This window comes from Xanthomonas sp. 3058, assembly GCF_014199765.1.
GTDB classification, from domain to species: Bacteria; Pseudomonadota; Gammaproteobacteria; order Xanthomonadales; family Xanthomonadaceae; genus Xanthomonas; species Xanthomonas campestris_B.
The window spans coordinates 40,414-55,396 of the sequence record NZ_JACHOF010000020.1; the positions used below are offsets into that span (position 1 = coordinate 40,414).

The following is a 14,983-nucleotide window of genomic DNA, read 5'->3' on the forward strand; positions in this document are numbered from 1 at the left end:
GATGCTCGGTGCGGCCGGGATCACGCGGCCACTGCGTCGCCGCAGCCACCCGACGTGCGCTCGCCAGGTGGGGTCAGCCGTGCTCAGACCCGATCGAGCAAGGTCATTTGCGCCGAATGTGGCGGCTCGCCGGGGCCCGGCGTGCGCTTGTGGTAGACACCTTCGGCATCCAGTTCCCACGCGCTGACGTTGTCGTCCAGATAGTTCTGCAGCCCTTCGCGATAGACGCGCTTGGCCAGGTCCGGGTCCAGGATCGGGAAGCAGGTTTCCACACGCCGCAGCAAGTTGCGCTCCAGCCAGTCGGCGCTGGCGCAATACAGCTCCGCTGCTCCATCGTTGCCGAACCAGTACACGCGGCTGTGTTCCAGGAAGCGCCCCACGATCGAACGTACCCGGATGTTGTCCGACACGCCTGGTACGCCGGGGCGCAGCGTGCAGGCGCCACGCACGATCAGATCGATCTGCACGCCGGCTTGCGAGGCGGTATACAACGCACGCACCACCTGCGGCTCGTTGAGCGCGTTCATCTTGGCGATGATGCGGCCTGGCCGGCCATTGCGGGCCAGCCGTGTTTCGCGCTCGATCCGCTTCAACACGCCGGCATGCAGCGTAAATGGCGATTGCAGCAACTGATCCAGTTTCAGGCGCGGTGCAAGCCCGGACAATTGCTGGAACAGCATGTGCACGTCGTTGCCGATATCCACATCGGCGGTGATCAGGCTGATGTCGGTGTACGCACGTGCGGTGCCGCTGTGGTAGTTGCCGGTACCCAGATGCACGTAGCGTTTGAGCTTGCGTCCTTCGCGCCGCACGATCAGCAGCATCTTGGCGTGGGTCTTGAAACCGACCACGCCGTAGACCACCTGCACGCCGGCTTCCTGCAGCTTGTCGGCCAGGCCCAGGTTGGCTTCTTCGTCGAAGCGCGCGCGCAATTCCACCACCACGGTGACGTCCTTGCCGTTGCGTGCGGCCAGGATCAATGCATCGACGATCAGCGAATCCTTGCCGGTGCGGTACAGCGTCTGCTTGATCGCCAGCACGTTCGGGTCGACGGCGGCCTGGCGGATCACATCCAGCACCGCAGTGAACGCATCGAAGGGATGATGCAGCAACACATCGCCCTTGCTGACGATCTGGAAAATACCGTCGTTGTCGCGCAAGGTGCGCGGATTGAACTGCGGATACTTGAGCTCCGGGCGCTGCACCAGGTCGTAGACCTGGGTGACGCGGCTCAGATTGACCGGCCCGACGATGCGATACACCGCGTTTTCGTTCAAACCGAAATTCTGCAGCAGGGTGCGCATGATCGGCGCCGGGCAGTCGTGTGCGATCTCCAGGCGCACCGCCGGCCGGTAGCCGCGCGTGACCAGTTCGTCGCGCAAGGCCAACGCCAGGTTCTCGACTTCTTCCTCGTCCACCACCAGCTCGGAATTGCGGGTGACGCGGAACTGATAGGAGCCCTGGACCTGCATGCCCGGGAACAGTTCGTCCACGAATTCCGACAACACCGAGGACAGGAACACGAAGCTCTGCGTCCCCTCCGGCGACAGGCTGGCCGGCAACTGGATGATGCGCGGCAACGAACGCGGCGCACGCACGATGGCCAGGTGGCCGGCGCGGCCGAATGCGTCCTGGCCTTCCAGCACCACCACGATGTTCAAGGTCTTGTTGAGAATCTTCGGGAACGGATGCGCCGGGTCCAGGCCCAACGGCGACAGCACCGGCATGATCTCGTTGCGGAAGTAGGCGCGCAGCCAGCGTTTCTGGCGCGAGGTCCACGTCGCGCGGCCGAGCACGGCAACGCCGGCCGACTCCATCGCCGGGCGCAGCACTTCATTCCACGCGTGGTACTGCTGCTCGACCAGCTTGGCGGCACGATCGTGCACGGCATTGAGGATGGCGGTCGGACTCAGGCCGTCCGGCGAAGGCGGCAGTCCGAACTCCTGCGCATGCCGCACGGTGGCGGCACGGATCTCGAAGAACTCATCCAGATTGGTGCAGGAGATACACAGAAAGCGCAGCCGTTCCAGTAGCGGCACCTGCTCGTCCAGCGCCTGCGCCAGCACCCGGAAATTGAAATCCAGCTGCGACAGTTCCCGGTTGATGTACAGCGCCGGATCGCGTAACGGATCGGTGGCGATGTCTTCGGAAGGTGTGGTGTCGTGCAAGTTTTTGGCGTGGCCCATGGAGTCGGTCATCAAGACGGAGATGGTGTGCGGTGTTACAGCGCGCAAGCTGCGGCGCAGGCAATGCAGCGCGCGTTGCGCGGCTGCATCGCGCCGCGCTGCGGCACGTGCTCTCTACATATCACGCCAAGCGTGACAGTGGCACCGACTGTTCGCGTTGCGCGACGCGTGCCGCACCGAAATGGCATGAAAATTCGCTGCCGCGTCCGACTTCGCTTTCGATTTCCAGCCGCGCCTGGTGCAGCCCCAGGATGTGCTTGACGATCGACAGCCCCAGCCCGGTGCCGCCGCTTTCGCGCGAGCGGCTACTGGACACGCGGTAAAAGCGTTCGGTAATGCGCGGCAGATGCGAGGCGGGAATGCCGTAGCCGGTGTCGCGCACGGCCAGTGCGGCGCCATCGCCTTCGCGCACGAAGCGGATCGTCACCATGCCGCCGCCGGGGGTATAGCGCACCGCATTGGTCACCAGGTTGGAAAACGCGCTGTGCAATTCCTTGTTGGAACCGAGCAGGTCCACGCCGGCTTCATCGATCACTTCCACCGTGTGCCGGCCCTGGCTGTGCGCTTCGGCCTCGCGGCGCAGGGTCGAAAGCATCGGCGCCATCGCCACGTGTTCTTCGCCGAGCTCTTCCTGCGATTCCAGCCGCGACAGGGTCAGCAGGTCTTCGACCAGTTGCGCCATGCGCTGCGACTGCTTGCGCATCTCGGCCAGCATCGGGCCGGAGTCGGGAAAGTCCTCTGGGTCGAGCATGTCCAGATAGCCGTGCACCACCGTCAGTGGTGTGCGCAGTTCGTGCGAGACGTTGGCCACGAAGTCGCGGCGTACCTGCTCCAGCCGCAGCAGCTTGCTGACATCGCGGGCCACCAGCAGCCAGTAATCGTCCGAGTAGGGGATCAGGCGCAGATTCAAACGCAGGTCCGGGTCCACCGGCGAGGCCGCATCGAGCATGGGTTCGGCATTGCGGCCGGCCGCCAGCCAATGCGCCAGCGGCAGCGGCTGCAGCCGCTCCACCACCGACACGCCCATGTCGCCAGGATGATGCAGGCCCAGCAGTCCGCCGGCGGCCTTGTTGAACCACTGCACGCGCTGGCTGTTGCGATCCACCACCACCACCGCGTCGGGCAATGCCTGCGCCGCGGCGCGGTAGGTCCGCAGCATGTCGATCAAACGGCGCTTGCGCGCGCGCATTTCGGCCTGGCTGCGGTAGAGCAGCCGATCCAGTTCGTTCCACGCACCGACACCGGCGGCCGGCTCGGCGCGCTGGCGCGCGGTCAGGCGGCGCAGCACCTGGCGCAGTCGCCAGTAGTGCCACGCCAGCACGCCCAGCGCGGTCAACGTCAGCGCCATCCAGATATGCTCGATCAGGATGCCGACCAGCACGGCAGCGCCCAGCAGCAGGGCAAGGGTGCCGAGCGTCTTGAGCCAGGCGGAACGGATATGTCGGGGCATGGAAGGCGTTACCACAAAGCGTCAGGTAGGCGTGCGACCCGGCCAGTTTGCGCGGCCTTTGCGACAACCACTACGTTGCCGAAGAGAAACGGTAGCCCGAGCCCCGCACGGTCTGCACCATGTTTTCCAGGCCGAAGGGCTCCAGCGTCTTGCGCAGGCGGCGGATATGCACGTCGATGGTGCGCTCTTCCACGTAGACGCTGCCGCCCCAGACATGGTCCAGCAACTGGGTACGGGTGTACACCCGCTCCGGATGGGTCATGAAGAAATGCAGCAGGCGGTACTCGGTCGGGCCGATCGGCACCGGCGCGTCGCCGGCGAATACCCGGTGCGCGGCGCCGTCGATGCGCAGGCGACCCACCGCCACGCTGCCGTCCTCGTCGTCGTCGCGGGTGCGGCGCATCACCGCACGGATGCGTGCCAGCAACTCGCGCGCCGAGAACGGCTTGACCACGTAGTCGTCGACCCCGGCCTCCAGGCCGCCGACTCGGTCGTTTTCCTCGCCGCGCGCGGTCAGCATGATGATCGGGATCTCGCGGGTCAGCGATTCCTTGCGCCAACGCCGTGCAAGATCCAGCCCGCTGGTGCCTGGCAACATCCAGTCCAGCAGGATCAGGTCGGGCACACGGTCGGCAATGGCGGTCTGCGCCTCGCGTGCGTCGCCAGCATGGATGGGCTCGAACTCGCCTTTGCGCAGCGCGAACGCCACCATGTCGCGGATCGCGGGTTCGTCATCGACGATCAGAATGCGTTTTTGCACGCGGGGCGTACCGTCTGGCTTTGGTTGGTCGCCAGTAGACTACGGTTTTGTGACTCTAATGTGACATGGCTGGCGAATCCTCAGCGCGCTGACACATTCCGAAGCGAACTGTTCCTGGAAGCTGACGGCTATGGCGATGTGCTGTCGTCGCTCGGTGTGCGGGACGCGGCCGGGTGGCGCATCAATCCCTGGAGAGATCCGGGTCGCGAATCCCCTGGCGGCGCAATTCGAGCACGGTCGGGGTGATCGCCGCGATGCGCGCATCCACACGCGCCCGTGTCACATAGTCGAGGTCCTTCTTTTTCAGTGCTTCCAGCTGGATCAGGGCCTGCTCTGGGCGGCCGTTCAAATATGCCGACTCGGCATACGCCTCGCTGGCACGCAGGTGGTCGCCGGCCAATTCGCAGGCGCGGGCGTAGGTCTGCTGCAGCAACGCGTCGTCGCCACTGCGATGCAGCAGCGGTTCCAGCACCTGACGCGCGCGCTGGCCGGAGTCCTTGCTGGACTGCTCGTTGAGCGCGCCGGCATAGGTCAGCACCACTGCGCGGTTGTTCGGCAATTGTTTGATTAGTGCATCGAAGCGCGCGTTGGCCGCCTCGCGCTGGCCCACCCGTGCCTGCGCCTCGCTCAGGCCCAGGGTGAGCCAAAGATTGTCCGGATGCGCTTCCAGCAGGCTGCTCAACTCGGCGATCGGTTCGCTTGGGCGACCGCCGCTGTTGCGTAACTGCGCCAGCGCCAGCCCGTAACGCTGGGCGTCGGTCAGGCCGTGCTTGGTGCCGCGACGCAGGGTGTCGTATTCGCGGATGGCGGCACTCGGCGTGGCGGCGCTGAGCACCCGCAGGCGCTCCTTTGCCCAGTCGAAGCCCTGTTGGTCGCCACCCCGGCTCAGTGCGTCCACCGGCAGCCGCAGCGCATATGGAAGCAGCGCGTTGCCGTTGCGGCTCAGCGGTTCGGACAGCGACGGATCGGAGGGGTTCACCCGCTCCTGGCGCGTCCCGCCCGGTACCGAGGTGGTCAGCACCACGGTGTTCTTCTTCATCTGCTCGGCGCGCGCCTTGGCCTCGCTGATGCGGGTGACGGTGACCGGGTGGGTCTGCAGGAAATCCGGCGCGCTGTAGCCGCCTTCGTTGGCGCGCATCGCCACCGACATGCGTTCAAAGAAGCCGGCCATCGCATCGGCGTCGTAGCCGCTGCGGACCAGCGTGCGGATGCCCAGGCGGTCGGCTTCGGATTCGTTGGAGCGGGTGAAGTCGATCTGGCGCTGCTGCATCAGCCCCATCGCGCTGGTGATGCCGGCCATGGTGGCATCGCCCTTGGAGTTGCCGCCGGCCTGCTGCGCGGCGACCACCGCCGCCAGCATGCCGAGCAGGATCGGGATCTGATCGCGTTGCGCGCGCTCCACTCCACGCAGCACATGCTGCTGGGTGACATGGGCGATTTCGTGCGACAGCACCGCGGCCACCTCGTCCTCGCGCTCGGCGGTCAGCACCAGTCCCGCATTGACCGCGATATAGCCGCCCAGGGTGGCGAAGGCATTGATCTGGCGGTCGCGCAGCATGAAGAACGTAAACGGCTGCTGCGGCTGGTCGCTGTTGGCACCCAACCGGGTGCCCATGGTCTGCAGCCAATCGGTGATCAGCGGATCGTCCAGCACATAGTCGTAGTTGCGCAACTCGGCCAGCATCATCTTGCCGTATTCGGCCTGGCGCGCCGGGGTCAGCAACTCGCCGGCAGACGAGCCGATGTCGGGCAGGCGGCTTTCCTGCGCAGGTGCCACACCCACGGCAATGGCCAACGTGAGGGCGGTGGCGAGCGGTAGCAGGCGCAAGTGAAACTCCCAGGTGGTGCGCGGAGCATGCAGGCAGCGCGGCGCAATGGCGTGAATCGGCAATTAAGGGCGACTATCAAGCACGGCTGCGGCGTTGACCAGACGGGCGCTACAGTTGGCGGGCGCGCACCAGGTGCCACCCTTGCTGCTGCGCCTGTCCTCCATCCGCGCACCCTGACGCCCGGTTGCCACGGTCCGACAGTTGGCATGATCCACAGTGTTGCGGTGACGACATGGAAATTCCAGTCGCCCGGTACCATGTGTCAGACCTTCAGACCAACCACGGAGTTTCCCGTGAGCCAAGACGATACCGTGCAGGCAGCTACTGGCCCGCAGATCACCCTGTATTCCTCCGCGATCTGCCCGTATTGCGTGGCGGCCAAGAATTTCCTCAAAAGCAAGGGCCAAACCTGGACCGAGGTGCGCATCGACCTGGACCCGGCCGAGCGCGACAGGATGGTCGCCCTGGCCAAGCGCACCAGCGTGCCGCAGATCTTCGTCGGCGACGTGCATGTCGGCGGCTACGACGACATGATGGCCATGCACCGCGCCGGCAAACTCGAACCGTTGCTGGCCGGCGCCACGGGCGGTCAGGCATGAGTGGGGGCGATCACGACACCGACGATCGTCTGCGCGAGTTCACCGAATTCCGCCAGCGCATGAACCAGCGCATCCTGGCCGAGCCGAACCGGGTGGTCCGCCGCTTCTTCGCACTGGACACCCAGACCTACCAGGCCGGCGCGCTGGACGCCAAAACCAAGGAGCTGCTCGGCCTGGTCGCCTCGATGGTGCTGCGCTGCGACGACTGCATCAGCTATCACGTCGCCCAATGCAAGGAGGCCGGCGTGACCCGCGAGGAATTCTTCGAAACCTTCTCGGTCGGCCTGGTGGTCGGCGGTTCCATCGTCATTCCGCACCTGCGCCGCGCGGTGGATTTCCTCGACCAGCTCGAAGGCGGCGCGCCGGCGCCGGCGCAGCACGCGCACGGCTGACGCGCGGCTGATGGATGACAGCCGGAACGTCTGCGCGCGCGCGTCGGGATTGGTGATTCGGGATTCTTTAGAGGCATGACAGCGCGTGCCGCCATTCGAGGCGGCACGTTGCGTTTGGGTGGTCTGGTTTTCTGACGGCCAGGCATGGGCAGATACGTCCCTACGGTATCTGCCTGCGTTGGCGTTCGGTCTGCCGACGTGCGATGGCCGCACGTCGGCATCCTGCGCCATCGCGCTTCACCGGCTCCCGCAGCGGGCATCGCGCTCGCTCTTAGACCAAGGTCGGTTTGGGCGCCTTCACCGGCATCGGGCATAATTGCCGGTGAAACCTCCTTGCGCCGATCTGCCGGGGTTCCGGCTGGCGCTCCCCCCTTCAAGTTCGGAAACCCAACGTTATGACGCAGACAATCACGGTCATCCGCGGCGACGGTATTGGCCCGGAGATCATGGATGCCACGCTGTTCGTGCTCGACGCGCTGCAAGCTGGCCTGACCTACGAGTACGCCGATGCCGGCCTGGTCGCACTGGAAAAGCACGGCGACCTGCTGCCCGAGTCCACCCTGGCCTCGATCACCAAAAACAAGGTCGCGCTGAAAAGCCCGCTGACCACGCCGGTGGGCGAGGGTTTCAGCTCGATCAATGTCGCCATGCGTCGCAAGTTCGACCTGTACGCCAACGTGCGTCCGGCCAAGTCGTTCCCCAACACCAAGTCGCGTTTTGCCGATGGCGTGGACCTGATCACGGTGCGTGAAAACACCGAAGGCGCCTACCTGAGCGAAGGCCAGGAAGTCTCGGCCGATGGCGAAGTCGCCATCTCCGGCGCCCGCGTCACCCGCAAGGGCTCCGAGCGCATCGTGCGCTATGCCTTCGACCTGGCGCGCGCCACCGGCCGCAAGAAGGTCACCGCCGTGCACAAGGCCAACATCATCAAGTCGACCTCGGGCCTGTTCCTGAAGGTGGCCCGCGACGTGGCCGCGCAATACCCGGAAATCGAATTCCAGGAAATGATCGTCGACAACACCTGCATGCAGCTGGTGATGCGTCCGGAACAGTTCGACATCATCGTGACCACCAACCTGTTCGGCGACATCATCTCCGACCTGTGCGCCGGTCTGGTCGGCGGCCTGGGCCTGGCTCCGGGCGCCAACATCGGCGTCGATGCGGCGATCTTCGAAGCCGTGCACGGCTCGGCGCCGGACATCGCGGGGCAGGGCAAGGCCAACCCGTGCGCACTGCTGCTGGGCGCCGCGCAGATGCTGGACCACATCGGTCAGCCGCAGAACGCCGAGCGCCTGCGCGAGGCGATCGTCGCCACCTTGGAAGCCAAGGATTCGCTGACCCCCGACCTGGGCGGCACCGGCAACACCATGGGCTTTGCGAAAGCCATCGCCAGCCGCCTCTAAGCGACGCGGCGACTCAAGAAAGAAAGGGCGCCCAACGGCGCCCTTTCTTTTTGCTCGAAACGCAGGATGCGCAGGGAATCGGCTCTTACGATTCCCCAATCCCGATTCCCCAATTCCCGGCTCAGTTGCGCGACTGCAACTTGGACAGCAAACGCAGGAACTCCAGATACAGCCACACCAGCGTGACCATCAGGCCAAACGCGCCGTACCACTCCATGTGCTTGGGCGCGCCGTGCTCCACGCCGCTTTCGATGAAGTCGAAGTCCAGCACCAGATTCAATGCAGCGACCACCACCACGAACAGGCTGAAGGCGATACCCAGCCAGCCGGAGTCGTGGATCATCGGCACCCTGATGCCGAAGAAGCTCAGCACGAACGAGGCCAGATAGACCAGGGCGATACCGCCGGTGGCGGCAACCACGCCGAGCTTGAAGTTCTCGGTCGCCTTGATCAATCCACTGCGGTAGGCGAACAGCAACGCAAACAGCGTGCCGAACGTCAGCAGCACCGCCTGGAAGACGATGCCGTTGAAACGTGCTTCGTACACCGCCGAAATCGCACCGAGGAAAAACCCCTCCACCAGCGCGTACAGCGGTGCGCTGACCGGTGCCCAGGTCGGCTTGAAGATGGTGGCAAACGCCAGCACCAGGCCGCCGATGGCGCCGCCGATCATGTACACGCTGGCAACCGGCAGCGGCTTGCCATCGATGCCGATCGACTGGTTCCAGGCGAAAGCGGCGGTGACAAGCGCCATCAGCAACAGCGCGCCGGTCTTGTTGACAGTGCCGTTGAGCGTCATCGCTTGACCGTCGCGGGTGACCACCGCGCCGGAGCCAAGGTCGAGGAACGTGGATTCCCGAAGGGCAGGATTGCCGCTACGCATGCGTGTTCTCCATGAAATATAGATGCCTGCCGACTTGGCGAGCAGTGTTGCGAGGATACCGGATTGGCGAATTGACACGCAGTGATTGACAGCAGGGCCAATCGTTCCCAAAATAGCCGACCTTTCGAGCCTTCGGGATCGGAAGGTCCCGCCGGGGTATAGCGCAGTCTGGTAGCGCGCCTGCTTTGGGAGCAGGATGTCGGGGGTTCGAATCCCTCTACCCCGACCATTCCGATGCTCTTGACGGCGTGGGAATGCGAAGTTCGGTCCGGGCGCCCGTAGCTCAACCGGATAGAGCACCGGCCTTCTAAGCCGGCGGTTACAGGTTCGAGTCCTGTCGGGCGCGCCATCGGCGGTACGGTAGGAAGTAGGTTTTCAGTGGTGGCTGTAGCTCAGCTGGTTAGAGTACTGGATTGTGATTCCAGATGTCGGGGGTTCGAGTCCCCTCAGCCACCCCACTGATTGCTGGAACGTTGGACCCGATGCATCGCGGGGTGTTGCAACGAAGCAAAAATGCACATACAATGTGCGACCAGTTTCAGGGCCGTTAGCTCAGTTGGTAGAGCAGTTGACTCTTAATCAATAGGTCCAAGGTTCGAATCCTTGACGGCCCACCAAATAAAAGCACTTAGGCGATGCCTAGGTGCTTTTCTTTTTGTCGCCTGGAAAGATGGGGCGTCGGGGCGATTTACGCTTCTGTCGCTGCGCCCGACATCGGGGATACGCTCAATGCTTCGGCAGCCCTGCACATCGGGTTGTGCATCGGGAGCGTGATTGCGGCTGGCTGCTCCAGCCACGGCTGGTGAGCGCAAATGAGGCGCGATGTGTCTGAGTCAATGCGGCGTTCGATCGTGGGCCATGTGGCCATCTTTGCACTGGCCGGTCCTGCGGTCGGCGGCTTGCTGAGCGCGGCGCGCTGGGTTCGCCTCGATGTCTCGGCTGCGCTGTCGATCATCGTCTGGTCCTATGGACTGGTGTTGCCGATGATTGCGTGCGCGGTTGCCGGATGGATATGCGCGCGAGCCTGCGCTTGGCTGTATCGCGGGCGTCGGCCCCCCGTATTGGTCCACACCGGCATCGGTGCGCTGAGTGGGCTGTTGTCGGGCGGGATGGTGGTGCTGTTGCTGGCGATCATCGGTGGCTGGTCGATGGTGTCCGATCGCGCTTTTATTCTGGGCCTGTTGCCATTCGGGCTGTGGGCAGGTGGTGTCTGCGCGGTGCTTGCCTGGCTTGGATGGTCGCAGCTTTCTCCAGTGGCCGATGCCGGTTGAGCGGCGCGACGAGGGACGCATCACGTACGTGCAAGGCAACCTCTCTATCTTCCGTATGACTGGCGCCCGATCCGCTACGCCGTTGGCGTTGATCGCCATGATTCGCCCGTCGAGGTCGATCTTCTTGAAACTTTCGCGGGACAGCGGCGATCTGCCGATCCCTCATCGCGGCAGCGCCACGCGCAGTCGGGTTTAACGTAATTTTAGCGAATACAAGAGTTGCCTGACGCTGGTGGGGCACCATGCAGGGGCGCGCATCTATCGGATGGTGAACAGGTTCACCTCGAAAAGGCAGCGCTTTGGCGGTCGCAAAATCCCACCGGGCTGTTTCGGGCGCAGGACGGAGTGGATGTGCGTTGGTGGCCTGGCTCTGTCTCGCAATGCTTTTTCTTTCCCGGCATCCCTGCAACAATGCCCCGGTACGCGCGGCATTGCGAAAGTGGCGGAATTGGTAGACGCACCAGATTTAGGTTCTGACGCCGCAAGGCGTGGGGGTTCGAGTCCCCCCTTTCGCACCAATGCCCTGCGGTCGTGCATATTCCGGCCGCTGCGACGTTCATAAACCAGGTCATCTCCAGGCAAGCGGCACCGACTGTGCGCGTTTCGCTGGCAGCGGCCGCCGTTATCGGCGAAACTACAAGGCTCGGCGGCTTTCTCGCCATCCGTCAACCCGCATCTTCCATCTCGTGCCGACGCTTGTGCAGTCGGTGGCAGGAGTCAACATGCAAGCATCGATCGAATCCACCGGCAATCTGGAACGCCGCCTGACCTTCACCCTGCCGCAGGAGCGCCTGGAGACCCACGTCGGTGGCCGCCTGCGCGAGCTTGCGCGGACCACGCGCATCAAGGGCTTCCGTCCAGGCAAGGTGCCGACCAAGGTCATCGAGCAGCGCTTCGGTCAGCAGGTGCGGGCCGAGGCGATGGAAGGCTTGCTGCGTGAAACCTTCGACTCGGCGGTGCGCGAGCATTCGCTGCGCCTGGCCGGCAACCCGCGCATCGATCAGGGCGAAAGCGATTTCGACTTCGTCGCCACCTTCGAAGTGGTGCCGGATTTCGGCGATATCGACGTGGCCAAGCTGTCGGTGGTGCGTCATACCGCCGAGGTGACCGACGCCGACATCGACCAGATGATCGAAAACCTGCGCCTGCAGCGCCGCACCTGGAACCCGGTCGAGCGCGGCGCGCAGGTCGGCGACCTGGTGGCGTTGGAGACCTGGTCGCAGGCCGGCGACGAGCGCCTGCCCGCCGAAGGTGTGGAAACCGGCAGCAGCGTGCTGGGCTCGGGCGTGATGTTCGACCAGATCGAAAAGGGTCTGGAAGGTCTGACCAAGGGGCAAGAGAAGACCCTGACCGTCGACTTCCCGGCCGAATGGCGCGTGCCGCAGCTGGCCGGCAAGACCGTGCAGGTGCACGTCAAGGCGGTCGAGGTGTCCGAGCCGGTGTTGCCGGTGGTGGACAAGGAGTTCATCAAGAGCTTTGGCGTGAAGAGTGGCGATGCCGAGCAGTTCCGCGCCGACATCCGCACCAACCTGGAGCGCGAGCTCAAGGGTGCGCTGATGAATCGCCTGCGTCGCGAAGTGGGCGAACAGCTGATCGCCGCCTATGCGCACGTCGAAATGCCGCCGCGTCTGGTCGAGAACGAAGCCCGCTCGATGCTGGCCCAGCAGGTCGAACAGATGCGCCGCAGCGGTCGCGACCCTGGCCAGGTGCCGGACGACGCACACCAGGGCTTCATGGAAGCCGCCGCCAAGCGCGTGCTGGTCGGTCTGCTGGTCGGCGAAGTGGCCCGTCGCAACGAGCTGCGCCTGGAATCCAAGCGCGTCAGCGAAACGCTGCGTCTGATCGCCTCGACCTACGAAGAGCCGGAACAGGTCATTGAGATGTACCGCAACGACCCCCAACTGATGAATGGACTGCAGAGCCGTGTGATGGAAGAGCAGGTGATCGACTGGATCGCCGAGCGCGCCCAGCACACCGAGCAGCCGCTGTCGTTCCAGGACGCCATTCGCGTCTGATGCGGTAGCAAGAGAAGGACTGCGCCCTGCAGGATCGAGGGCGTGGATGTCGAACACGGGCAGCGGCACAGGCCGCTGCCACAACGGGAAGACTGATGAGCATTGTGACCAAAGCCCTGAACCTGGTGCCGATGGTGGTCGAACAGACCAGCCGCGGCGAGCGTGCGTATGACATCTACTCGCGTCTGCTGAAGGAGCGTCTGATCTTCCTGGTCGGTCCGATCGACGACCACATGGCCAACGTCATCGTGGCCCAGTTGCTGTTCCTGGAAGCGGACAACCCGGAAAAGGACATCAGCATCTACATCAACTCGCCCGGCGGCGTGGTCACGGCCGGCATGGCGATCTACGACACCATGCAGTACATCAAGCCAGACGTGAGCACCATCTGTGTCGGCCAAGCCGCCTCGATGGGCGCGCTGCTGCTGGCCTCGGGTGCGGCGGGCAAGCGTTATGCGCTGCCGAATTCGCGCGTGATGATCCATCAGCCGCTGGGCGGCTTCCAGGGCCAGGCGACCGATATCGACATCCACGCGCGCGAGATCCTGACCCTGCGCTCGCGCCTGAACGAGATCCTGGCCAAGCACACCGGCCAGTCGCTGGAGACGATCGCGCGCGACACCGAGCGCGACAATTTCAAGAGCGCGGTCGACGCGCAGGCCTATGGCCTGGTCGATCAGGTGCTGGAACGCCGTCCGGAAGAGTCGATTCAGCCGTCTTGATCGCCAGATCGCTGAAATTGCAGGAAAAACCGGCAGGGTCGGGCTGGGCGAATGTCCTCCCGACCCTGTGCTATTCTCGAAATCGAACCCCCGTGCATCGGGTGGGGTAACTGGGTAACAGAAGCATGAGCGAAGACCGCCAAGGTCGTTCCGGCGACAGCAACAAGATTCTCTACTGCTCGTTCTGCGGTAAGAGTCAGCATGAAGTCCGCAAGCTGATTGCCGGTCCCAGCGTATTCATCTGCGATGAGTGCGTTGAGCTGTGCAACGACATCATCCGCGAAGAACTCGAAGAAAAGGCGCAGTCGGCACGGTCCAGCCTGCCCAAGCCGCGCGAGATTCTTGAGGTGCTGGATCAATACGTGATCGGGCAGTTGCGCGCCAAGCGCACGCTCGCCGTGGCGGTGTACAACCACTACAAGCGGATCGAGAGCCGTAGCAAGAACGACGAAGTCGAGCTGGCGAAGTCCAATATCCTGCTGGTCGGCCCGACCGGCTCGGGCAAGACGCTGCTGGCCGAAACGCTGGCGCGCCTGCTCAACGTGCCGTTCACGATCGCCGATGCCACCACGCTGACCGAAGCCGGCTATGTCGGCGAGGACGTGGAAAACATCATCCAGAAGTTGCTGCAGAAGTGCGATTACGACGTCGAAAAGGCCCAGCAGGGCATCGTCTATATCGACGAAATCGACAAGATCTCGCGCAAGAGCGAGAACCCGTCGATCACCCGCGACGTGTCCGGCGAAGGCGTGCAGCAGGCGCTGCTGAAGCTGATCGAAGGCACGGTGGCGTCGGTGCCGCCGCAGGGCGGTCGCAAGCATCCGCAGCAGGAATTCCTGCAGGTCGATACCAAGAACATCCTGTTCATCTGTGGCGGCGCGTTCGCCGGGCTGGACAAGGTGATCCAGGCGCGTTCCAACGACGCCGGCGGCATCGGCTTCGGTGCGAAGGTCAAGAGCAGCGAGCGCAAGCAGGAAGTCGGCAAGATCCTGGCCGAGGTCGAGCCGGAAGATCTGATCAAGTTCGGCCTGATTCCCGAGTTCGTCGGCCGCCTGCCGGTGGTCGCCACGCTTGAGGAACTCGACGAGCCGGCGCTGATCAAGATCCTGACCGAGCCCAAGAACGCCATCACCAAGCAGTTCAAGAAGCTGTTCGATATGGAAGGCGTGGAACTGGAGTTCCGCCCGGACGCCTTGTCTGCGATCGCCAAGAAGGCGCTCAAGCGCAAGACCGGCGCGCGTGGTCTGCGCACCATCGTCGAATCGGTGCTGCTGGATACGATGTATGAGCTGCCCTCGCAGGAAAACGTCAGCAAGGTGGTGGTGGACGAGTCGGTCATCGAGCACAAATCCGAGCCGTATCTGATCTACCAGGCGCAACCGGCCCCGGCCAAGGCCGCGTCCGGCGACTGAGCCCTGTCGCCGTGGAGCCAGGCCCCGGCCCGGCTCGCGGTTAAAGGGGATCCAAGCGCTA

The 14,983-nt window shown here is 64.2% G+C and carries 12 protein-coding genes and 5 tRNA genes; 12 read left to right on the plus strand and 5 right to left on the minus strand.

Translation table 11 applies throughout. From position 1 onward, the window contains the following. Nucleotides 1-83 precede the first annotated feature (83 nt). The 4 genes from ppk1 to GGR61_RS17835 all read right to left on the minus strand — a co-directional run bounded on the left by ppk1 (nucleotide 84) and on the right by GGR61_RS17835 (nucleotide 6,224). Nucleotides 84-2,186, minus strand: coding sequence for a polyphosphate kinase 1 (gene ppk1 / locus GGR61_RS17820; RefSeq protein WP_184407030.1), 2,103 nt, complete (start codon nucleotides 2,184-2,186; stop codon nucleotides 84-86). Nucleotides 2,187-2,307: 121 nt separating this feature from the next. Next, nucleotides 2,308-3,636 (minus strand): phosphate regulon sensor histidine kinase PhoR, encoded by a 1,329-nt coding sequence (gene phoR, locus GGR61_RS17825; RefSeq protein WP_184406898.1) that lies wholly within the window; start codon nucleotides 3,634-3,636, stop codon nucleotides 2,308-2,310. Between the two features lie 70 nt (nucleotides 3,637-3,706). Then, nucleotides 3,707-4,396, minus strand: a complete 690-nt coding sequence (phoB, locus tag GGR61_RS17830; protein ID WP_184406899.1) for a phosphate regulon transcriptional regulator PhoB — start codon at nucleotides 4,394-4,396, stop codon at nucleotides 3,707-3,709. Nucleotides 4,397-4,577: 181 nt separating this feature from the next. Beyond that, nucleotides 4,578-6,224 (minus strand): M48 family metalloprotease, encoded by a 1,647-nt coding sequence (locus GGR61_RS17835; protein WP_184623045.1) that lies wholly within the window; start codon nucleotides 6,222-6,224, stop codon nucleotides 4,578-4,580. Between the two features lie 294 nt (nucleotides 6,225-6,518). Between GGR61_RS17835 and grxC the strand changes: the two genes are divergently transcribed. The 3 genes from grxC (at nucleotide 6,519) to GGR61_RS17850 (ending at nucleotide 8,619) form a co-directional block, all read left to right on the plus strand. Next, nucleotides 6,519-6,824, plus strand: a complete 306-nt coding sequence (gene grxC / locus GGR61_RS17840; RefSeq protein ID WP_184406901.1) for a glutaredoxin 3 — start codon at nucleotides 6,519-6,521, stop codon at nucleotides 6,822-6,824. After that, complete coding sequence (locus GGR61_RS17845) at nucleotides 6,821-7,216, plus strand: carboxymuconolactone decarboxylase family protein (RefSeq protein ID WP_184623047.1); 396 nt, start codon at nucleotides 6,821-6,823, stop codon at nucleotides 7,214-7,216. Before grxC ends, GGR61_RS17845 begins: the two co-directional genes overlap by 4 nt. Before the next feature lie 395 nt (nucleotides 7,217-7,611). Then, entirely contained in the window at nucleotides 7,612-8,619 is a 1,008-nt protein-coding gene (locus GGR61_RS17850; RefSeq protein ID WP_184406903.1) for an isocitrate dehydrogenase, read from the plus strand. A 121-nt stretch (nucleotides 8,620-8,740) separates the two neighbouring features. Here GGR61_RS17850 and GGR61_RS17855 read toward each other — a convergent pair whose 3' ends face one another. Continuing rightward, complete coding sequence (locus tag GGR61_RS17855) at nucleotides 8,741-9,502, minus strand: Bax inhibitor-1/YccA family protein (RefSeq protein ID WP_184623049.1); 762 nt, start codon at nucleotides 9,500-9,502, stop codon at nucleotides 8,741-8,743. A 152-nt stretch (nucleotides 9,503-9,654) separates the two neighbouring features. Here GGR61_RS17855 and GGR61_RS17860 point away from each other — a divergent pair. From GGR61_RS17860 to clpX, 9 genes are all read left to right on the plus strand, one after another. Further along, nucleotides 9,655-9,731: transfer RNA gene (locus GGR61_RS17860), tRNA-Pro, on the plus strand. 43 nt (nucleotides 9,732-9,774) lie between these two features. Further along, nucleotides 9,775-9,851: transfer RNA gene (locus GGR61_RS17865), tRNA-Arg, on the plus strand. Between the two features lie 32 nt (nucleotides 9,852-9,883). Beyond that, nucleotides 9,884-9,960: transfer RNA gene (locus tag GGR61_RS17870), tRNA-His, on the plus strand. Nucleotides 9,961-10,043: 83 nt separating this feature from the next. Further along, nucleotides 10,044-10,119: transfer RNA gene (locus tag GGR61_RS17875), tRNA-Lys, on the plus strand. A 207-nt stretch (nucleotides 10,120-10,326) separates the two neighbouring features. Beyond that, complete coding sequence (locus GGR61_RS17880) at nucleotides 10,327-10,773, plus strand: hypothetical protein (protein ID WP_326520641.1); 447 nt, start codon at nucleotides 10,327-10,329, stop codon at nucleotides 10,771-10,773. Between the two features lie 433 nt (nucleotides 10,774-11,206). Next, nucleotides 11,207-11,291: transfer RNA gene (locus GGR61_RS17885), tRNA-Leu, on the plus strand. Nucleotides 11,292-11,495: 204 nt separating this feature from the next. Continuing rightward, on the plus strand, nucleotides 11,496-12,788 hold the full coding sequence (gene tig / locus GGR61_RS17890) for a trigger factor (protein ID WP_184623051.1): 1,293 nt from the start codon (nucleotides 11,496-11,498) through the stop codon (nucleotides 12,786-12,788). Nucleotides 12,789-12,883: 95 nt separating this feature from the next. Further along, entirely contained in the window at nucleotides 12,884-13,510 is a 627-nt protein-coding gene (gene clpP / locus GGR61_RS17895) for an ATP-dependent Clp endopeptidase proteolytic subunit ClpP (RefSeq protein ID WP_002806026.1), read from the plus strand. Between the two features lie 125 nt (nucleotides 13,511-13,635). Next, nucleotides 13,636-14,922, plus strand: coding sequence for an ATP-dependent Clp protease ATP-binding subunit ClpX (gene clpX, locus GGR61_RS17900; RefSeq protein WP_055845975.1), 1,287 nt, complete (start codon nucleotides 13,636-13,638; stop codon nucleotides 14,920-14,922). The last annotated feature ends 61 nt before the right edge of the window (nucleotides 14,923-14,983 follow it).